Consider the following 18,033-nt stretch of genomic DNA (forward strand, 5'->3'; position numbering starts at 1 on the left):
CGAGGCGTCTCCTCAGGTTCCGATAAACCGGGTCTTAACCTCAATAGGTTTAGAAACCCTTTCGTGGCGCAGGAGCCCGCCGGGAAAAGCGAGGGTGGAATGGATAAAATGCAATCTATCGCGGCGCGGATGCGGCGGGTCCGCATGACCCGGCATTTCGGGCAGGTCAGCGCGATCCAGGCGGGGGTGATCTTGGCAGGGGGCCTGAACAGCCATGCGTCGTTGGGGGATCGCGTCGTCTTTTCAATGCGCTCCGGGCAAGTGCTGAATGGAGAGATCGTCGCGCTGCATTCCGATCAGGCGGTGATCCTGCCCGAAGGTCCGATGGACGGGCTGTCGATCAGCACGCGGGTCGAGCTGGTCTTTGCGCCCATGCTCGCGCCGGCGAATGCCTGGATCGGGCGAATCATCGATCCTTTCGGCAGGCCGCTCGACGGCCGTCCCCTGGTCGCGGGCGGCGAGGAGCGCGGCTTTCGCCCACCGCCGCCGCCCGCTGCGTCGCGCAACCGGCTGGGCGGGCGGCTGGATACGGGGCTGGCGGTCTTCGACACGCTTCTGCCGCTGGTGCGGGGGCAGCGGATGGGGCTGTTTGCGGGCTCGGGCGTGGGCAAGTCGACGCTGCTTTCGATGCTGGCCAAGGGGGTTCCGGCCGATGTGGTGGTGATCGCGCTGGTCGGCGAGCGCGGGCGCGAATTGCGCGAATTCGTCGAGGAAACGCTGGGCGAGGAGGGGATGGCGCGCTCGGTCGTGGTGGCGGCGACCTCGGACCAGCCGCCCTTGATGCGCCGGCGCTGCGCCTGGGCGGCGATGACGGTGGCCGAGCATTTCCGCGACCAGGGCCGGCATGTGCTGTTCCTGGCCGATTCAATCACCCGCTTTGCCGAGGCGCATCGGGAGATCGCGCTGGCGGCGGGGGAAAGTCCCAGTTATCGCGGCTTTCCGCCCTCGACCTCGCATCTGATCATGTCGCTGGCCGAGCGCTCGGGGCCGGGACCGGCGGGGGCGGGGGACATCACCGCGATCTTCAGCGTGCTGGTCGCGGGCTCGGACATGGAAGAGCCGGTGGCCGACATCCTGCGCGGCGTGCTGGACGGCCATGTCGTGCTGGACCGTGCCATCGCCGAGCGCGGGCGGTTTCCGGCGGTGGACGTGCTGCGCTCGGTCTCGCGCTCGTTGCCGCAGGCGGCCAGTGCGGACGAGAATGCGCTGATCGCCCGGGCGCGGGCGACGCTCGGCACCTATGCCGAATCCGAACTGATGATCCGCGCCGGGCTTTATGCGCCGGGCTCGGACCCCGCGCTGGACGAGGCGGTGCGGCTTTACCCGGCGCTGGACGCCTTCTTCACCCGCCGGGGCGGCGATGCCCGCCAAAGCTTCGCGTTGCTGGCCGAAGCGCTGGGGGTGCCTCCACCAATCTCCGCTTGCGGTGAAAGAACCCTATGAATCCGGTGGGGTTATGGCATGATTGATGAATGTTAACCCGAGTCCCGAGGTCATTGCACAGCTGTCGGCGCGTTGACAATCTCCTGCGGTTGAGCCGAGGAGCATCATGGCCATCACCGAATACTTCGTCCGATACCTGCAACGAAGAGACCTGCTTTCCGAAGCCGATATCGCCTGCCTGCGCGCAATTCCGACCGTGCATGTCTGCTTTCGTCCCGGCGAGGTGATTGTGCCCCGGGGACGGCTGGCGACGCGCAGCTGCATGATGCTGCGCGGCATGGCGGCGCGCCGGCACGACCTGGTCGGCCGCCCGGGCGAGCGGGTCATCACCGCCCTGCATGTTCCGGGGGATTTCGTCGATCTGCATGGTTTCGTGCTGGCCGGGCTGGAGCATGACGTGATCTCGGTCGGCGAATCCGAGGTGGAGTTCGTCGAGCATGCCGACCTGCGGCGGATCACGCAGGATTTTCCGCATCTGACCCGGCTTTTGTGGATGTCCACGGTGATCGATGCCGCGATCCACCGGCAATGGCTGGTCGCGACCGCCTCGTTGCGTTCAAGCGCGCATCTGGCGCATCTCTTGTGCGAGCTTTACACTCGGCTCTCCAGCGTCGGCGCGGCGCAGGACCATCGCTTCACGCTGCCGCTGTTGCAGAAGGAGCTGGCCGATATCCTGGGCTATACCCCGATCCATGTGAACCGTGCCGTGCGCGACCTGCGCGCGGACGGGCTGATCCGCTGGACCGGCAGCGAAGTCGAGATCCTCGACTGGCAAAGGCTGGTGCGGCTGGCGCGGTTCGACCCGGAATATCTGGATCTGGGGCGGGTCCGGCGCTGAACCCTATTGGCACAGCCGAAAATCGCCGCGCCGGGCCTTGATGTCGAGATGCAGGTGGTCGTCATGCGCCGCATTGGCGCCGGGGCCCAGAACCGTAGTGAAATGCAGGCAGGCGGTGCCGTGCGCTGCGCTCTGGAAGGCCTCGTGCAGGTCGCCGCTGTCCTGGCGCGGTTCGACCGCGATGCGCGTGCCGTCGTCGAAGCGGAAGGCGGCGATGTCGAAGGCATTGCCGAAAGCGTGCTCCGATAGGTTTTCGCCCTGGTTCCCTACCGTTGACCGGCATTGATAGGTCGAGCCCGGCTCCAGTGCGACAAGCCTCGGCTGGCCCGGCAGCAGGGCGGCGGCAGGGCGGACGAAATCGCGCAGCCAATGCGCCAGATGCCGGGCCAGGTCGCAACGCATGGGGGCGCCGCCCGGGATCTCGATCCCCGGCAGGGGCTGGCGCAGCAGGATCGGGCGATCGATGCCGCAATCGCGCTGGTCCGGGTCGAGGATCGGCGGCGCTTCGCTGTAATCGGCGCCCAGCAGGGTCAGCTCCAGCAGGCAGGCGGAATAGTCGAAATCGCTTTCCCGCAAGGTGGTGTGAACCGGCAAGCCGGTCGGGGCAGGGGCTTCGGGTTCCGCGGGATCCTCCGGCGGTTCTGCCGGGGATCCGGGTTCGGGGGTGGGCTTGGCGTCCCCTTCCGGCGGAGCAGCCTCGTTTTCTGGCCGCGGGGCAGGGCGCTCCTCGGCCGGGTGGTCGGGGCGCGGCGTGGGCGCGTCCTGTGCCGGTGCCTGGCCCGGCAGGACCATCAGCGTAGCCGCCAGGACCAAGGCCAGGACCGAGGCCAGCCCACGCATCTCAGGGCTGCCCGGCCTGCGGATAAAGCGTCACGCTGCCCGGCGCCTGTCCCGGCAGGCTTTCGGGAAGCATGACGTCCGAGGGATATTCCGGCTCTTCCTCGACCGGCAGGGGGTGCTGCGTGTCGGAGACCAGCGGTTCCTGTGAAACGGGCACCTCGGGGGTGATGACCAATGGCTCGGTCGTGGCCACGGCCGCGGCGGCTTCTGTCGCGGCCTCGACGACGGTTGCGGCTGTGGGAATGGCCGTCGTCTCAGCGACCGCGGGCGGCACCTCGGGGATGGCCGCGGCGATGGCCGGCGGCACCCGGTCGCCGCGGGCCGGCGGGCGGGTGCCCGCGATGGCCGCGACCGCTGCCGTCTGCGTCGCCGCCGCCACGGGCGAGGCGCCGGTCACATCGGCGATCCTGACCCCGGGGGGCAGGAATTCGACCGTCGTGACCTTGGGCTTGACCATATGCGCCAGTTCCCACGCATCCCAGTTCGTCAGCCGCACGCAGCCATGCGACTGGTTCAGGAACAGCTGCGAGGGCGTGGCGGTTCCGTGGATGCCGTAGGTCGGCTCGGACAGGTCGATCCAGACATTGCCGACCGGCCCGTTCGGCCCCGGCGGTATGGTCAGCACCCGGTCGTTCTGGCCCTGCTTGAAGTTGCGATGCGGGTTGTAGGTATAGGTCGGGTTCAGCGCCACAGCATCCACGACGTGATTGCCATGCGGCGAGGGCGTGTCGGCCGAGCCGACCGTGGCCGGATAGTCCGCGACCATGTTGCCCTTGGCGTCATAGGCGGCGACGCGGCGGGTCTCCTTGTCGACGATGATGCGGGTGACGGTGGCGCGGATCGGCTTGGCGGGGACGGTGGCATGGATCGTCTCGCCGGGCCGGAAGGCTGCGCCGGGGTTCATCTTGGCCAGGAATTTCTCGTCCATGTGGAAACGCTCGGCCAGCTTTTCCAGCACGCTGGTATAGCCCTGCGAGGTCATCGCCGCCTTTTCGGCGTAATCCGAGGGGATGCGGTCGACCAGGCCGGTCGTGTCCTCGTCGGTGATGGTATAGGCCGTGGTCAGCGGCGCGGCGGCATAGCCCTGCAGCAAGTCCCACACCGCATGATCCATGCGGCCGGTCATCGGCAGGCCCGAGCGGCGCTGGAAGGCCATGATGGCGCTTTCGCTCATCCCGCCGCGCCAGCCGTCCACCACGCCGGGCGAGATGCCGGCGCGGTCCAGCAGGATCTGCACCTTGGCGGTCAGCGCGGACTGGCCGGCGGGCAGGTCGCCGCCGTCATAGCCGGCCACCTCGATCTCGGCCGGGCTGATCGTGCTCAGCGCTTTGGGCTTCGGGGCCGCGACCTGCGCGGCGGTGCCGGAGGCCGGCGGGGTGGCAGGGGCGGCCTGCGCCCAGCCGGGCGAAAGCGGAAGGACAAGGGCGGCCGCGGCCAGTGAAAGGCGCGCGACAAGGCCCGTGTGGGATCGGGTCGGGGGCATGCTCGAATCCGGTCTGTTTGCCTGTCGTGTTCTGGTTTTGTCGGGCACATTTGGCCAAATGTGCGCGCAAGGCAAGCTTGTGCCGGTCAACTCGGGTTGAACGCGGCCCTCAGATCGTCGCGGCGAAGCGATGATGCTGCGGGAAATAGCGCCGCGTCAGCGAGACCGGCATGTTGTTCAGCCAGTCTATCCGCTCGACCAGCAGGACCGGGTCGCCCGGCGCCAGGCCAAGCGCCTCGGACGCCAGGGCCGGGCCGGCCAGCGCCGCGCCGATCGCCATGCTGGCACGGTTGACCGGCACATGGCCCAGCAGCCATTCGCAGGAGCTCATCTGCACCAGGGCCTCGCGCGTCAGCCCGGGGGTGGTGTAGCTGTTGATCCAGCGTTCCTCGCAGCAATAGGGCACGCCGTCGGCGCTGAAGCTGGCCTGGACGCGAAGGAGGCGGTCGTCGGTGCGCAGCAGCATCGCCTGCGCGACATCCGCCGGAGGCGAGCATTCCTCGTAATCCAGCAGGGCATAGCCATAGGTCTTGCCGGCGGCCTCGATCTCGCGCCGCAGCAGGAAGCGCACCATCTGCACGCGGGGATGCTGCGCGACGCGGGTGCCGACCTTGCGCCGGCGTTCGAGCACGCCGCTTTGCGCCAGGGTCTGCAAGGCCCGGTTCACGGTGGCGCGCGCGCAGCCGAATTCGGTCGCCAGTTCGGCTTCGGTCGGGATCAGTTCTCCCTCGGGCCAGTTGCCGTTGTGGATGCGGGTCAGAACCTCTTCCTGGACGGCCTGCCAGGTCATGTTCCGGCGTTTGCGCTCTTGCGGTTCTGCCGAAAGTGCCTGCGCCACGTAGCTGGGAAGCTCAATCATGTCTAAAATATGTCTTTGCGTCGGGGTTGCGGCAGAACTCTGTTTGCTCGACCGAGCGGGCTCGCCTCGCCCGGGCTCGGCAGGGCCGAAGCGACGGGGCCGAAGCGACGGGTCTGCCCGACCGGGGGGATTTGGTAAACTTATTGGTTTAGTTTTTGATTGCAAATTCCCGTGAGGGTCAAGGTCAATTGCAGGCGCCGGCCATGATCCGCCTGTCCAGGTTGACATTCCGCCGGCCGGGCAGGACAAATCCGGCGATTCTCAAGAGGTGATGCCGTGACGGAAGCTTCGATGTTCCGCGGCCAGGGCGTATCCGCCACGGCCTGGACGGTGCTGATCGCGATCAGCCTGTGCCACATGATCAATGACATCATGCAATCCATGCTGGCCGCGATCTATCCCTTGCTGCGCGAGGAGTTCGCGCTGTCCTATTGGCAGATCGGCATGATGACCTTTGCCTTCCAGGTCACGGCCTCGCTGCTTCAGCCGGTGGTGGGCATGGTGACGGATCGCAATCCGATGCCGCGTTCGCTGGCCGTGGGCATGGGCTCGACCGTCGTCGGCGTGCTGTTGCTGGCGCTGGCGCATGAATACTGGGTGCTTCTGTCGGGGGCGATGCTGATCGGCATCGGTTCGGCCGTGTTCCATCCCGAAAGCTCGCGCGTGGCGCGCATCGCCTCGGGTGGCCGATTCGGCACGGCGCAGTCGCTGTTCCAGCTGGGCGGCAATTTCGGCAGCGCGTTGGGACCGCTGCTGGCGGCCTTTGTCGTCGTGCCTCTGGGCCGGCCTTCGGTCGCCATCTTCTCGGTCGCCGCCATGGCGGGATCGGCGATCCTGTGGCGCATCGGCAGCTGGGCCGACGGGCGGCGCAAGGCGGCGTCCGCGCGTCCGGCGGAAGCCTCGCCCTTCACCCGTCAACGCGTGGCCCTGGCCATCGTGGTGCTGGCGCTGCTGACATTCACCAAGAACATCTATACCGCCAGCATTTCCAGCTATTACACCTTCTTCCTGATCGAGAAGTTCGGGCTGAGCACGCAGCATGCGCAGCTGATGCTGTTCCTGTTCCTGGGCGGCATGGCGGCGGGGGTCATGCTGGGCGGGTTGATCGGCGACCGGATCGGGCCCTTGAAGGTGATCTGGTTCTCGATCCTGGGCATCCTGCCCTTTACCCTGATGCTGCCGCATGTGGGGCTGGTCGCGACCGGGTTCCTGACCGTGCTGATCGGGGTGATCCTGGCCTCGGCCTTTCCGGCCATCGTGGTCTTTGCGCAGGAGCTGGTGCCGGGGCGGACCGGGATGATCGCCGGCATCTTCTTCGGCTTCGCCTTCGGCATGGGCGGGATCGCCGCCGCGGTGCTGGGGGTGATCGCGGATGCCAGGGGGATCGAATTCGTCTATCGGATCTGCTCTTATCTGCCGCTGATGGGTCTGCTGACCATCTTCCTGCCGCGGATGGAGCGGTTGTAGAGGCCGGACCGGGGGCGCCGCCCCCGGACCCCCGGAGTATTTGGGAAACGGAGAAAGATGAGCAGGATCAAGGCAAGGCCGATCACGGCCGAGGAGTTCGCCCCCTTCGGCGAGTTGCTGTCCCCGCGCGAGGCGCCTTCGAAGATGATCAATGCCGGGCGCTGCGAGCGGCATCATGCGCTGGCCACGGTCGAGCGCGGCGGGGGCGAGGCGATCATCTCGATCTTTCGCTCCGAGCCGGTGAGCCTGCCCTATGATTGCGCGCTGCTGGAGCGCCATCCCCTGGGGTCGCAAGCCTTCGTGCCGCTGGGGCCTGATCCCTGGCTGTCGATCGTGGCGCCGGACGAGGGCGGCCGGCCGGGCGCGCCGATCGCCTTTCTGGTGCCGGCGGGCATGGGGGTGAACCTGCGTGCCGGGATCTGGCATGGCGTGCTGACGCCGCTGGACCGCCCGGCCGATTTCCTGGTCGTGGATCGCGAGGGCGAGGGCGTGAACCTGGAAGAGGTCGAGATCGCCCCCGTCACCGTCGAGGCATGAACTGGCCGGATTATTCCCTTGAGGAGGCCGCGCTTCGCTCCGGGGCGCGGTTCGTGGCCGGCGTGGACGAGGTCGGGCGCGGCCCCCTGGCCGGGCCGGTCACGGCGGCGGCGGTGATCCTGGATGCGGGTTGCATCCCCGAGGGGCTGAACGATTCCAAGAAGCTGACGGCGAAGCGGCGCGAGGCGCTGGCCGAGCTGGTCATGGCGCGCTGCGACTGGGCGGTGGGCCATGCGAGCGTCGAGGAAATCGACCGGCTGAACATCCTGCGCGCCTCGCATCTGGCGATGTGCCGGGCCATCGCCGGGTTGCGCCAGCGGCCCTGCCTGGTGCTGGTCGACGGCAACATGCTGCCGCGCGACCTGGACCTGCCGGGACAGGCGGTGGTCGGGGGCGATGCGCGCTGCCTGTCCATCGCCGCGGCCTCGATCCTGGCCAAACTGTTGCGCGATCGCATCATGGTGGATTTGGCGCAACAGCACCCCGGATACGGCTGGGAGGCGAATGCCGGTTATCCGACGCCGGCGCATCGCCAAGCGCTGCTAGATCTGGGCGTGACCCCATATCATAGGCGCAGCTTTGCCCCCGTCCACAAGATATTGTGTAAAGAAGAAACCGCAACCCGTTGATTCGAAAAAGAATTTGACGGCGAATCGGCGGTGACTCATTATCGGCCTCATCAAATCGGCAAACCAATAGCCGAAACCCGAGGCAGTGATGACGAAGCTTGACATGAAATCCCGCGCTGCGGCGCGAACCCTTCCGCTCAACCAGATTCTGGCCGGAGATTGCATCGAGATCATGAATGCGCTGCCCGAGGCCAGCGTCGACCTGATCTTTGCCGACCCGCCCTATAACCTGCAACTCAAGGGCGAGCTGCATCGACCGGACAATTCCAGGGTCGATGCGGTGGACGACCATTGGGACCAGTTCTCGGGCTTTGCCGCCTATGACCGCTTTACCCGCGACTGGCTTGCCGCCGCGCGCCGCATCCTCAAGCCGGACGGGGCGATCTGGGTCATCGGCTCGTATCACAACATCTTCCGGGTCGGCGCCGAGTTGCAGAACCAGGGCTTCTGGATCCTGAACGACGTGGTCTGGCGCAAGGCCAACCCGATGCCGAATTTCCGCGGCAAGCGGCTGACCAACGCGCATGAGACGATGATCTGGGCCAGCAAGTCCGAGGGTGCGAAATACACCTTCAACTACGAGGCGCTGAAATCGCTGAACGAGGGCGTGCAGATGCGCTCGGACTGGGTGCTGCCGATCTGCACCGGCGGCGAGCGGCTGAAGGATGCGGGTGGCGCCAAGGCGCATCCGACCCAGAAGCCCGAGGCGCTGCTGCACCGCATCCTGGTCGGCTCGACCAATCCGGGCGACGTGGTGCTGGACCCGTTCTTCGGCACCGGCACCACCGGCGCGGTGGCCAAGATGCTGGGCCGCGACTTCATCGGCATCGAGCGCGAAGCGGCCTATCGCGAGGTGGCCGAGAAACGCATCGCCCGCATCCGCAAGTTCGACAGCGAGGCCATCGCCACCATCAAGCCCAAGCGCGCCGAGCCGCGCGTGCCCTTCGGCCAGGTGGTCGAGCGCGGCATGCTGCGCCCGGGCGAAGAACTTTACTCGCTGAACAACCGCCACAAGGCCAAGGTGCGCGCCGATGGCAGCCTGATCGGCAACGACGTGAAGGGCTCGATCCATCAGGTCGGCGCCGCGCTGGAGGGGGCGCCAAGCTGCAACGGCTGGACCTATTGGCACTTCCGGCGCGAGGGGCGGATGGTGCCCATCGACATCCTGCGCCAGCAGATCCGCGCCGAGATGGAGGCCGACGAGGGCCGCGCCCACTGATTTCCCGGTTTCGCCAAGTCCCGGATCCTTGCGAGCTCTGGCGCGGCCGGGACCGCCTTGCCCCGTCCTGCGGCATCCGCCGGGCGGGGCCTTTTCGCGTCTGCCGGAATGTGGGATGAGCGGGGCATGAGCCATCCCTATTCCGATCTTCCCGCCAATGCCTTCTGGCGCTGCGGCGTGGCCGAGGCCGATCCCGCCGCCCCCGCCGGGATCTTCGCGCCGAAATTCGGGCTGGGGCGCGACGCAGCCATCGCCACCGCGGGCAGTTGCTTTGCCCAGCATGTGGGGCGGGCGCTGCGCGAGGCGGGGATGAATGTCCTGGATGCCGAGCCGCCGGGTCGCGGCTGGCCGCCCGCGCTGGTCCGGGCCTATAATTACCGTGTCTATTCTGCGCGCTACGGCAACATCTATACCAGCCGGCAACTGGTTCAACTGCTTGAGGATGCGCTGGAGGGGCGGGTCGAGCCGGCGGCGGTCTGGCAGCAGGACGGCCGGTTTTACGATGCGCTGCGTCCGACCGTCGAGCCGCGCGGCTTTGCCTCGGCCGAAGAGGCGCTGGCGCTGCGGTGCACGCATCTGGCGGCCGTTCGCGGGCTTTTCGCGCGCAGCTCGCATTTCATCTTTACGCTGGGGCTGACCGAATGCTGGGCCGACCGGGCCAGCGGCCGGGTCTGGCCGACCTGTCCGGGCGTGGTCGCGGGCAGTTTCGATCCCCAGCGCCACGGCTTTCTCAACCTGCGCTTTGGCGAGGTGCTGGAGGATCTGGGGCGCGCGCGCGGATTGTTGCAGGGTCTGAACCCGGGGATGCGAATGATCCTGACCGTCTCGCCCGTGCCGCTGACGGCGACGGCTTCGGGCGGGCATGTGCTGGCCGCGACCGCGCGCTCCAAGGCGGTGCTGCGCGCGGCGGCCGACGAGTTCGCGGCGGCCCATGCGGATGTGGACTATTTCCCCGCCTATGAGATCGTGACCAACCCGGCGGCGCGTGGGCGCTTCTTTCACCCCGATCTGCGCGAGGTGACGGCCGAGGGCGTGGCGGCGGTGATGGGGGCATTTCTGGGCGCCCATGGACTTGCGGCGGAAACCGGGCCGAGCAGGACCGAAACCCCCGAGCCGGGGACTGACGCCGCCGAAGGTGTCGTCTGCGAGGAAATCCTGCTGGAGGCATTCCGCAAATGATGCCGCGCAATGTGCTGATGCTGGGCAATTCGCATACCGCCGCCCCGCGCATCGCCCTGCGCGACCGTCCCGAAACATGGCCCGGCTTTCAGCCCGATGTGTTTGCCATGCCGGGCGACACCATCGGCATGCTGGAGGTCAGGGACGGCGCGATTCATCCCAGCGATACCGAGGTGCGCAGGAAGATGCGCTATTATAACGGCATCCCCGACCTGCCGCTATCGGGTTACGATGCCTTCGTGGTGATCGGCTGCCTGGCCTTTCACAGGCTGGCCGGCTTGCAAGAGCATCATCGCAGTCCGGACTTTCCCTCGGTCGCGCGGGGCGAACGGTGCCGGCTGATCTCTTCCGGTTTGGTCGAGGCGCTGCTGGCCGATCGCATCGGGAACTCGCCGACGCTGCGCCTGATCCGGGCATTGGCGGGGCTTGGGCAAGGGCCGGTGCTGTTCATGGATACGGTTTTTCCTTCGGTGGAATGCAGGACCGATCCGCAGGATTTCGCGCCGCATGTCGCCATGGCGGCGCGGGGTGACGGCGGCGCCTATCACGCGCGCTATCTGCGGATATTGCATCAGGCACTGGGCCGGGACGCGATCCATATCGCCCAGCCCGCCGATACCGTGGTCGACGAGGTCTTTACCGCGCCGGAATGGATGCGCGGTTCCGTCCGCATGCAGCCGCGCCGCGACGTGCCGCATGAGGCGCGGGAATACGGCCATGCCAATCCGGCCTATGGTGCGCGGCAACTCGACCTGATCGTCGCGGCGCTGGCGGCGCTATAGCGCGCCGCGCGGCATGGGCAACTCGCCGCGGCCATAGGGCTGCCAGTCGGTGATCTCGGGATAGAACTGCCGGCGCCAGGCCCTGACACGAGGGTTCATCTTTCGGCGCCACAGCGGCGGGATCATGGCCAGGAAATTCATGGCCGGATAGCCCATCGGCAATTGCGGCGCCTCGTCCTCGGCATAGGTCTGCAACAGGGGAAAGCGCCGGTCGGGCTTGTAGTGGTGGTCCGAATGGCGTTGCAGGTTGATGAGCAGCCAGTTCGTCGCCGTGTGCGAACTGTTCCAGCTATGGCGCGGCAGGACATGCTCGTAACGGCCATCGCCCAGGTATTTGCGGGTCAGCCCGTAATGCTCGACGTAATTGGTCAGTTCAAGCTGCCAGACGGCGACGAAGGCTTGCCAGAGGAAAAGCAACAGCCCCTGCCAGCCGCCAAGCGCCGCGGCCAGCGCCAGCATCGCCAGTTGCAGCGCAGCATAGCGCCAGAACGGGTTGCGGCGGTCGAATTTCGAGCGGCCGGCACGGGCCAGGCGCCGGGTTTCGGCCTGCCAGGCGCTTTTCGGGCAATCGGCCAGCACGCGCAGGAAAAAGCGGAAGAAGCTTTCGTTATAGCGGGCCGAGACCGCGTCGCGCGGCGTCGCCACCCAGGAATGATGCACCAGAAGATGCTCGGTGCGGAAATGCGAATAAAGCGTCGAGGCCAGAAGCAGGTCGCCCAGCCAGCGTTCCATCCGGTTCTTCTGATGCAGCAATTCGTGGGCATAGACGATGCCGATGGTGCCCGAGGCGACGCCGATGCCGAAGAACAGCCCCAGCTTTTCCCAGCCCGACAGCCCGCTGCGGGTGGCATGCCAGATGGCACCGAAGATCATCGCCGCCTGGATCGGAAACCAGATGATGGTGATGGCGCGATACCAGAAAAGCTGGGTCTCGGGCGTCTCGGTGTCGGGGTTTTCCTCGTTCAGCCCCAGCACCGTGTCGAGCATGGTGGTCAGATACCAAGCGTAAAGGGGCATCAGCAGGAACCACCAGCCGCCGAGGCGCGCGGCGATGATGGCAAGCGGCACCATGCCCAGCGAAAGCCAGAAGGGCAGGGCATCGATCAGGCGGGAACGAAACGCGGTTTGCATGGGCATGACAAGGAAACTGGAAAATCGTTGAAGGGCAGAAGCGGCCGAATGAATGCGTGTTACGGACGCGACTATGACGGGCTTTACCCGGTCTTGCCACGGCGACCGGTTGTCGCGGGCAGGGTGGCGGTTTCGGGGCGGGCAAGCGCCCAGGCCTTGCGCATCAGCCCGGGCAGGGCGGCAGGTCTGAACTCGCTGAGCGGCGCCAGATTGCCGCGTTCCGGCGCGGCGGTCAAGCGGGCGGTCATTACCGTCAGATCCAGCGCGAAATGGGTGAAGACATGGCGGACGAGTCCGATCTCCTGCCAGTCGCCCGGCGCAGGCGGCGGCAGGTCCGAGCCGTCCCAGCCGGTCGAGGGAAAGGCCAGCGTACCGCCCAGAAGGCCCCGGTCCGGCCGGGTCTCGACCAGGACCGCCCCCTTGGAAAAACCGATCCAGACGATGCCTTGACGCAGGGGCTTGGCCTTCTTGGGCGCCTTGCGGGGCAGGTCGGCGGCGATGCCCTGCGCGCGCGCCGCGCAATGGTCGATGACCGGGCAGATGCCGCAGGCCGGGCTTCTGGGCGTGCAGATGGTCGCGCCCAGGTCCATCATCGCCTGTGCGAAATCGCCCGGCCGCTCCGACGGTGTCAGGCCGGCGGCCAGTGCGACAAGTTCCGGCTTGGCGGCGGGCAGGGGCGTCTCGACCGCGAAAAGCCGCGCGACGACGCGCTCGACATTGCCGTCCACCACTGTTTCGGGCCGGTCGAAGGCGATGGCGGCGATGGCGGCCGAGGTATAGGCGCCGATGCCGGGCAGGTCTGCCAGTTCCGCGCGCGTGTCGGGGAATGCGCCCATGGCCGAGACCGCGCGGGCGCAGGCGATCAGGTTGCGGGCGCGGGCGTAATAGCCGAGCCCGGCCCATTCCGCCATCACCTGCGCATCCTCGGCGGCGGCAAGGTCGTGGACCGTGGGCCAAAGGCTGGTGAACCGCTCGAAATAGGCTTTCACCGCGGCGACGGTGGTCTGTTGCAGCATGACCTCGGACAGCCAGACGCGATAGGGGTCGGCAGTGCCGCGACCCGGGGGCATGCGCCACGGCAGCACCCGGGCATGGCGGTCGTACCATGCCAGCAGCTCGGTCGGGATCACCCTCAGGTCACGCAATTTTCAGCCTCGTCTCTCTGGTATCCGGGCGCGTCGCGGTCCAGACTGCGCGCCAGATAAACCATATGGTTGCCCGATGGCCCAGAAGAAACCCGAGACCCAGCCCCGCCGCCGGATGCGCGGCTTCGAGGCGGCGGCCCAACTGGTCGCGCAGCGGGTCAAGGCGGTCGGCGAAAGCCGGGGCTTCGCCACGGCCCGGCTGTTGACCCATTGGTCCGAGGTGGTCGGTCCCGAACTTGCCGCCCGGACCCGCCCGGTCAAGATCAGCCATGGCAAGGGCCTGGGCGCCACGCTGACGCTGCTGGTGCCGGGTGCGCAGGCGCCGCTGATCGGCATGCAGCTGGACCAGATCCGCGAGCGGGTGAACGCCTGCTACGGCTTCAACGCCGTCTCGCGCATCGTGCTTACGCAGACCGCACCAACCGGTTTTGCCGAGGGGCAGGCCGAGTTCATTGCCGCGCCGCCCCGAACGCCGCCGCCGCCCGATCCGCAGAAGATCGCCCAGGCTGACGACATCGCTTCGGGCTTCGACCATCCTGCGCTGTCCGCCGCCATGCGGCGGCTGGCGCTGAACATCCTGTCCCGCCGGGACACCAACGACCGAAAGGCCAATCCATGATGCTGCTTCGCCGCTCTCTGATCGCCGCCGCCACGGCCGCGCTGACCGTTTCCGCGCTGCCGGCGCTGGCGCAAGAGGCGAAACCCGCCGACAACGCCCAGGCCGCCGAGCAGATGCCCGAGGGCAAGGTTCTGCCCGATATCGCGCTGGGCCAGGCCGATGCGCCGGTCACGATCATCGAATATGCCAGCTTCACCTGCAGCCATTGCGCGGCCTTCCACGACCAGAACCTGCCCAAGCTCAAGGCGGAATATGTCGATACCGGCAAGGTGAAGTTCATCCAGCGCGACGTCTATTTCGACGCGGTCGGGCTTTGGGCCGGCATCCTTGCCCGTTGCGGCGGGGACGAGAAATACTATGCCGTTTCGGACCTGATCTTCGGCGACCAGAAGAATTGGCTGAGCGCGAAATCGGGCGACGAGATCGCCGCCAACCTGCGCAAGATCGGCGCCAAGGCCGGCATGACGCCCGAGCAGATGGATACCTGCTGGAACGACCAGCAGAAGGTCGCGGACCTGGTCACCACCTTCCAGACCCATGCCACCGCCGACCAGATCGAGGGCACGCCGACCTTCATCATCGCCGGCGAAAAGGTCCAGAACCAGCCCTGGGATGATCTGAAGAAGATCATCGACGCCAAGCTGGCCGAAGCCGAAAGCAAGGGCTGAACCGCCCCTGGGCGACCCCGGCTTGGCCGGGGTCCGCCGTCATAGGCCCAGCGATGCCAGGCGTTCCTCGAGCGGCGCGGCATCGTCCAGTTGCAGCCGCACCGGCAGGGCCAGCACCTTGGGCCGGAAGCTGCGCGGCAGCCGCACGGCATCCTTTTCCGTCGTCACCATCTGCGCGCCGGTCAGCCGCGATTCGGTCTCCAGCCGGATCAGCAGTTGCGGGGTAAAGGGCTGGTGATCCTCCAGCGCCTCGGCCCGGACCACATCGGCGCCAAGGCCGCGCAGGGTGGCGAAGAATTTCTCGGGATGGCCGATGCCGGCAAAGGCCAGCACGCGCTGGCCCTGCCAGTCCATGCCGGTCTGCAAGGGCGCAAGCCGCCCGGTCAGATGCGGCAGTGGCAGGCGCGTGCCCAATGTCGCGGCGAATCGCGCCTGTGCCGCGGCCTCGCCGATCGAAAGCAGCAGGCCGGCGCGGGCCAGGCCGCGATCCACCGGCTCGCGCAGCGGACCTGCGGGCAGGCAGAGCCCGTTGCCGAAGCCCTTGGCCGCATCGACCACGACCAGCGACAGGTCATGGGCCAGCGCCGGATCCTGGAAACCGTCGTCGAGCAGGATCGCCTGCGCACCCGCCTCGACCGCCGCCCGTGCGCCCGCCAGCCGGTCATCCGCGACCCAGACCGGCGCAAAGGCCGCCATCAGCAGCGGCTCGTCGCCGACCTCGGCCGCGCTGTGGCGCGCTTCCTCGACCCGCCGCGGCCCCTTTTCGCTGCCGCCATAGCCGCGCGAGACGATATGAACCGCCACGCCGCGATCCTGCAAAAGCCGGGCCAGCATGATGGTGGTGGGCGTCTTGCCGGTGCCCCCGGCGTTCAGGTTGCCGATGCAGATCACCGGCACGCCCGGCCGCGTGCGCGGGCCGCGCGCCAGGCGGCGGGCGGTGGCGGCGGCATAAAGCGCGCCCAGCGGCGCCAGAAGGCGGGCGCGCAGCCCCGGCGGCTGGAACCAGAAATCGGGGGCGCGGCGGCTCATCGCGTATCCTCCATGGCCTCGACGACGATCTCGGCGATGCGGCGCAGCACGGCGGCGCCGCCGGTGCTGACCGACCAGGCGTTCCCGGCCAGCATAGCCGCCTGGTCCGGTGCCGAAAGATCCTCGACCGCCCGGGTCAGCCCGACTGCGTCCGCGACCAGCCGCGCGGCCGAGGCTCCGTCCAGCTGCACCCATTCCGGGCCATGCGCCTCGGTGATCGGGCCGTGGATGATGGCCGAGCCGAGCGCGGCGGGCTCGAACGGGTGGCGCGGCGCGAGGCCGGGGCCGGACAGCAGGGTGCCGCCCATGAAGCAGACCGGCGCCAGCCGATACCACAGCCCCATCTCATGCGTATCCTCGGCGATCAGCACATGGTCGTCCGGCGAGGGGTCCTCGTCGTCCGAACGCAGCACCGCCGCAAGGCCAAGCGCCTCGACCTCGGCGCGGATCCCGGGGATCGTCTCGGGCGGCAGGCCGGCCAGGATCAGCAGCGCACGGTGATTGTGGTGCAGTGCCGCCTGATGGGCGGCCAGCGCCAGCCGGGCCTCGGGCAGGGTGGGGCAAGCCGCGAGCCAGGTGTGGCGGCCGGCCAGGATCTGGGCCAGCGCGCGCCGTTCGGCCTCGTTCGCGACCAGCGGCGGGCGCGTCTCGGTGATCGGCCCGGTCAGCTCGATCCGGTCGGGCGGGGCACCCAGCTGCCGGGCGGCGGCCGCTGCGGTCGGGTCCGGGGCAAGGACGCGGGTGATCCTGCCTATCAATCCGCGATTGACCGCCCCGCGCCACGAGCCGCGCCGGGTATAGGTCACAAGCCGCGCCTCGCCCAGAATGATCGGCAGGCGCCGTTCGGCCATGCCCGAGATCAGCGAGGCCGGAAGCCGGTCGCCAAGCACCAGCAGCGCGCGCGGTTGCAGCGCCCGGATCACCTCGCGCGCCGCGGCCGGGTCCCCGAGGTCGGGCAGGGTGACGGCGCGCAGTCCGGCGGGCAGGGCCTCGGGCGGCAAAGTCGCGCCCGAAAAGGCGAAGCGCAGGCCCGGCCGCCTTGCCAGGAGCGCCTTGACCAGCGCGACCGACTGTCCCGGCTCGTCGGCCTGTTCCGAAAGATGCAGCATGACCAGCGGCCCTTCGCCCTGCGGGGCGTCGACGGGCTCGACCGGTCCGCTGGCCAGCGCTGCGCGGCGGCGCAGATGCAGCCAGAGCGCCAGGGATGCGGTTGCATCTGCGGGGGACATCGCGATTCGCGGCGGCTTAGCTGCCCAGTTCCTCGGTCGGGCTGACCTCGTGCTCCTCGTCGCGCAGCCGATGCAGGTGGGCGATGAAATAGCGGGTATGGGCGCTGTCCACGGTGCGCTGCGCCTCGGCCTTCCACGCGGCGTGGGCTTCGGCATAGTTCGGGAAGATGCCGACGATGTGGATGTCCTTGGTGTCGCGGAACTCGGTCCGGGTGGGATCGACAAGTTCACCACCGAAAACGAGGTGGAGGCGCTGCGCCATCGTGTTCTCCTGGGTTCGGATTGCGGCGCGAACCTAGCCGAGGCTCGCAGGGGAACCAAGGCTGATTTGTGTAAAATCGCGCGCAGTTGCGATTTGCGGTGAACCGGGGGCCGGAGTAAGCAGGACATGCCGGCAGAGGGAGCAGCCCCCGACGACCCGAGCGTGGTGGTGAGGGTCCGTGGGGTGGCAGGGAAGGGCGAACCGGTGCGCTCTTCCTGCCCTTTTTGCGGAGCGCTTGCGGCCGTGATCTGACGGCGCTTGCCTGCGCGTCGGCCCATGTGCCGCTGGCTGGGACGAGGCCGTCCGGGCGATGCGGCACGTGTCTTAGGCATGGGGCTTGGGGTCTTGGTGCGGGCGGCGGGCATTGAATGCCCATATATCTAGGGTCAGGATGCATTGATTTTCAGTGTGCTACGTGATTCACGGCTCGGAAAACGGAGCGGTGACATGAGCGACCTGTACTGGCTGACCGACGAGCAGATGGCCAAGCTTGCCCCTTTCTTCCCGAAGTCGCACGGCAAGCCACGCGTCGATGACAAGCGTGTTCTAAGCGGGATTATCTTCATCAATCGCAATGGTTTGCGCTGGCGAGATGCCCCCAGGGAGTATGGGCCGCACAAGACGCTCTACAGCCGGTGGAAGCGTTGGAGCGAGAAAGGCATTTTCGCCAGGAT

The 18,033-nt window shown here is 67.8% G+C and carries 19 protein-coding genes; 11 read left to right on the forward strand and 8 right to left on the reverse strand.

Annotated elements, in window-relative coordinates; translation table 11 throughout:
* Window positions 1-108 precede the first annotated feature (108 nt).
* Together BLT64_RS22785 and BLT64_RS22790 are read left to right on the forward strand one after the other, a co-directional pair.
* Window positions 109-1,443: a FliI/YscN family ATPase gene (locus tag BLT64_RS22785; RefSeq protein ID WP_011748396.1), complete on the forward strand. Its 1,335-nt coding sequence runs from the start codon at window positions 109-111 to the stop codon at window positions 1,441-1,443.
* Between the two features lie 106 nt (window positions 1,444-1,549).
* Complete coding sequence (locus tag BLT64_RS22790; RefSeq protein WP_011748395.1) at window positions 1,550-2,281, forward strand: Crp/Fnr family transcriptional regulator; 732 nt, start codon at window positions 1,550-1,552, stop codon at window positions 2,279-2,281.
* 3 nt (window positions 2,282-2,284) lie between these two features.
* On the opposite strand, the gene BLT64_RS22795 is transcribed toward BLT64_RS22790, so the two are convergent.
* From BLT64_RS22795 to BLT64_RS22805, 3 genes are all read right to left on the reverse strand, one after another.
* Entirely contained in the window at window positions 2,285-3,121 is an 837-nt protein-coding gene (locus BLT64_RS22795; protein ID WP_011748394.1) for an extensin family protein, read from the reverse strand.
* Between the two features lies 1 nt (window position 3,122).
* Window positions 3,123-4,604 carry a L,D-transpeptidase family protein gene (locus BLT64_RS22800; RefSeq protein ID WP_011748393.1) on the reverse strand — a complete coding sequence of 494 codons (1,482 nt, stop codon included), beginning with the start codon at window positions 4,602-4,604 and terminating at the stop codon, window positions 3,123-3,125.
* A gap of 109 nt (window positions 4,605-4,713) precedes the next feature.
* The gene (locus BLT64_RS22805; protein ID WP_011748392.1) at window positions 4,714-5,463 is read right to left on the reverse strand and encodes a GntR family transcriptional regulator; all 750 of its coding nucleotides are present in this window, start codon (window positions 5,461-5,463) and stop codon (window positions 4,714-4,716) included.
* Between the two features lie 291 nt (window positions 5,464-5,754).
* Here BLT64_RS22805 and BLT64_RS22810 point away from each other — a divergent pair, with 291 nt between their 5' ends.
* The 6 genes from BLT64_RS22810 (at window position 5,755) to BLT64_RS22835 (ending at window position 11,276) form a co-directional block, all read left to right on the forward strand.
* The gene (locus BLT64_RS22810; RefSeq protein ID WP_011748391.1) at window positions 5,755-6,930 is read left to right on the forward strand and encodes an MFS transporter; all 1,176 of its coding nucleotides are present in this window, start codon (window positions 5,755-5,757) and stop codon (window positions 6,928-6,930) included.
* 57 nt (window positions 6,931-6,987) lie between these two features.
* Window positions 6,988-7,467: an ureidoglycolate lyase gene (locus tag BLT64_RS22815; protein WP_011748390.1), complete on the forward strand. Its 480-nt coding sequence runs from the start codon at window positions 6,988-6,990 to the stop codon at window positions 7,465-7,467.
* Window positions 7,464-8,096 (forward strand): ribonuclease HII, encoded by a 633-nt coding sequence (gene rnhB, locus BLT64_RS22820; RefSeq protein ID WP_011748389.1) that lies wholly within the window; start codon window positions 7,464-7,466, stop codon window positions 8,094-8,096. Before BLT64_RS22815 ends, rnhB begins: the two co-directional genes overlap by 4 nt.
* 88 nt (window positions 8,097-8,184) lie before the next feature.
* Window positions 8,185-9,315, forward strand: coding sequence for a site-specific DNA-methyltransferase (locus BLT64_RS22825; RefSeq protein ID WP_011748388.1), 1,131 nt, complete (start codon window positions 8,185-8,187; stop codon window positions 9,313-9,315).
* Window positions 9,316-9,441: 126 nt separating this feature from the next.
* Window positions 9,442-10,494 carry a GSCFA domain-containing protein gene (locus BLT64_RS22830; RefSeq protein WP_041529939.1) on the forward strand — a complete coding sequence of 351 codons (1,053 nt, stop codon included), beginning with the start codon at window positions 9,442-9,444 and terminating at the stop codon, window positions 10,492-10,494.
* Complete coding sequence (locus tag BLT64_RS22835) at window positions 10,491-11,276, forward strand: hypothetical protein (RefSeq protein ID WP_011748386.1); 786 nt, start codon at window positions 10,491-10,493, stop codon at window positions 11,274-11,276. The genes BLT64_RS22830 and BLT64_RS22835 overlap by 4 nt, the downstream gene beginning before the upstream one ends.
* On the opposite strand, the gene BLT64_RS22840 is transcribed toward BLT64_RS22835, so the two are convergent.
* Both BLT64_RS22840 and BLT64_RS22845 read right to left on the reverse strand, forming a co-directional pair.
* Complete coding sequence (locus BLT64_RS22840; RefSeq protein ID WP_041530234.1) at window positions 11,271-12,407, reverse strand: alkane 1-monooxygenase; 1,137 nt, start codon at window positions 12,405-12,407, stop codon at window positions 11,271-11,273. The two genes, BLT64_RS22835 and BLT64_RS22840, sit on opposite strands and share 6 nt — an antisense overlap.
* 83 nt (window positions 12,408-12,490) lie before the next feature.
* Entirely contained in the window at window positions 12,491-13,552 is a 1,062-nt protein-coding gene (locus BLT64_RS22845) for an A/G-specific adenine glycosylase (protein ID WP_041529938.1), read from the reverse strand.
* Between the two features lie 76 nt (window positions 13,553-13,628).
* Between BLT64_RS22845 and BLT64_RS22850 the strand changes: the two genes are divergently transcribed.
* A complete protein-coding gene (locus tag BLT64_RS22850; RefSeq protein WP_011748383.1) occupies window positions 13,629-14,171 on the forward strand; it encodes a DUF721 domain-containing protein in 543 nt (180 codons plus the stop codon).
* On the forward strand, window positions 14,168-14,839 hold the full coding sequence (locus tag BLT64_RS22855; RefSeq protein ID WP_011748382.1) for a DsbA family protein: 672 nt from the start codon (window positions 14,168-14,170) through the stop codon (window positions 14,837-14,839). Before BLT64_RS22850 ends, BLT64_RS22855 begins: the two co-directional genes overlap by 4 nt.
* A gap of 39 nt (window positions 14,840-14,878) precedes the next feature.
* Here BLT64_RS22855 and lpxK read toward each other — a convergent pair whose 3' ends face one another.
* From lpxK to BLT64_RS22870, 3 genes are read right to left on the reverse strand one after another with little or no spacing between them, the layout of a single operon-like run.
* Entirely contained in the window at window positions 14,879-15,868 is a 990-nt protein-coding gene (gene lpxK / locus BLT64_RS22860) for a tetraacyldisaccharide 4'-kinase (RefSeq protein WP_011748381.1), read from the reverse strand.
* Window positions 15,865-17,097, reverse strand: a complete 1,233-nt coding sequence (locus BLT64_RS22865) for a 3-deoxy-D-manno-octulosonic acid transferase (RefSeq protein WP_041529937.1) — start codon at window positions 17,095-17,097, stop codon at window positions 15,865-15,867. Before BLT64_RS22865 ends, lpxK begins: the two co-directional genes overlap by 4 nt.
* 16 nt (window positions 17,098-17,113) lie before the next feature.
* A complete protein-coding gene (locus BLT64_RS22870) occupies window positions 17,114-17,359 on the reverse strand; it encodes a DUF4170 domain-containing protein (RefSeq protein ID WP_041529936.1) in 246 nt (81 codons plus the stop codon).
* A 447-nt stretch (window positions 17,360-17,806) separates the two neighbouring features.
* Here BLT64_RS22870 and BLT64_RS22875 point away from each other — a divergent pair.
* Window positions 17,807-18,033: transposase (locus BLT64_RS22875; protein WP_139171651.1), on the forward strand; the 227-nt coding region annotated here is incomplete at its 3' end.

Origin of the sequence: Paracoccus denitrificans (assembly GCF_900100045.1) — a bacterium.
Taxonomy (GTDB): domain Bacteria; phylum Pseudomonadota; class Alphaproteobacteria; order Rhodobacterales; family Rhodobacteraceae; genus Paracoccus; species Paracoccus denitrificans.

What these genes read in the sequence shown, in the direction of transcription:
- BLT64_RS22800 (WP_011748393.1), bottom strand. Translation starts at nt 4,604, where the DNA reads ATGCCCCCGACCCGATCCCACACGGGCCTTGTCGCGCGCCTTTCACTG.
- BLT64_RS22810 (WP_011748391.1), top strand. Translation starts at nt 5,755, where the DNA reads ATGTTCCGCGGCCAGGGCGTATCCGCCACGGCCTGGACGGTGCTGATC.
- BLT64_RS22870 (WP_041529936.1), bottom strand. Translation starts at nt 17,359, where the DNA reads ATGGCGCAGCGCCTCCACCTCGTTTTCGGTGGTGAACTTGTCGATCCC.
- BLT64_RS22865 (WP_041529937.1), bottom strand. Translation starts at nt 17,097, where the DNA reads ATGTCCCCCGCAGATGCAACCGCATCCCTGGCGCTCTGGCTGCATCTG.
- BLT64_RS22795 (WP_011748394.1), bottom strand. Translation starts at nt 3,121, where the DNA reads ATGCGTGGGCTGGCCTCGGTCCTGGCCTTGGTCCTGGCGGCTACGCTG.
- BLT64_RS22855 (WP_011748382.1), top strand. Translation starts at nt 14,168, where the DNA reads ATGATGCTGCTTCGCCGCTCTCTGATCGCCGCCGCCACGGCCGCGCTG.
- BLT64_RS22785 (WP_011748396.1), top strand. Translation starts at nt 109, where the DNA reads ATGCAATCTATCGCGGCGCGGATGCGGCGGGTCCGCATGACCCGGCAT.
- BLT64_RS22830 (WP_041529939.1), top strand. Translation starts at nt 9,442, where the DNA reads ATGAGCCATCCCTATTCCGATCTTCCCGCCAATGCCTTCTGGCGCTGC.
- BLT64_RS22850 (WP_011748383.1), top strand. Translation starts at nt 13,629, where the DNA reads ATGGCCCAGAAGAAACCCGAGACCCAGCCCCGCCGCCGGATGCGCGGC.
- BLT64_RS22815 (WP_011748390.1), top strand. Translation starts at nt 6,988, where the DNA reads ATGAGCAGGATCAAGGCAAGGCCGATCACGGCCGAGGAGTTCGCCCCC.
- lpxK (WP_011748381.1), bottom strand. Translation starts at nt 15,868, where the DNA reads ATGAGCCGCCGCGCCCCCGATTTCTGGTTCCAGCCGCCGGGGCTGCGC.
- BLT64_RS22835 (WP_011748386.1), top strand. Translation starts at nt 10,491, where the DNA reads ATGATGCCGCGCAATGTGCTGATGCTGGGCAATTCGCATACCGCCGCC.
- BLT64_RS22825 (WP_011748388.1), top strand. Translation starts at nt 8,185, where the DNA reads ATGACGAAGCTTGACATGAAATCCCGCGCTGCGGCGCGAACCCTTCCG.
- BLT64_RS22805 (WP_011748392.1), bottom strand. Translation starts at nt 5,463, where the DNA reads ATGATTGAGCTTCCCAGCTACGTGGCGCAGGCACTTTCGGCAGAACCG.
- BLT64_RS22840 (WP_041530234.1), bottom strand. Translation starts at nt 12,407, where the DNA reads ATGCAAACCGCGTTTCGTTCCCGCCTGATCGATGCCCTGCCCTTCTGG.
- rnhB (WP_011748389.1), top strand. Translation starts at nt 7,464, where the DNA reads ATGAACTGGCCGGATTATTCCCTTGAGGAGGCCGCGCTTCGCTCCGGG.
- BLT64_RS22790 (WP_011748395.1), top strand. Translation starts at nt 1,550, where the DNA reads ATGGCCATCACCGAATACTTCGTCCGATACCTGCAACGAAGAGACCTG.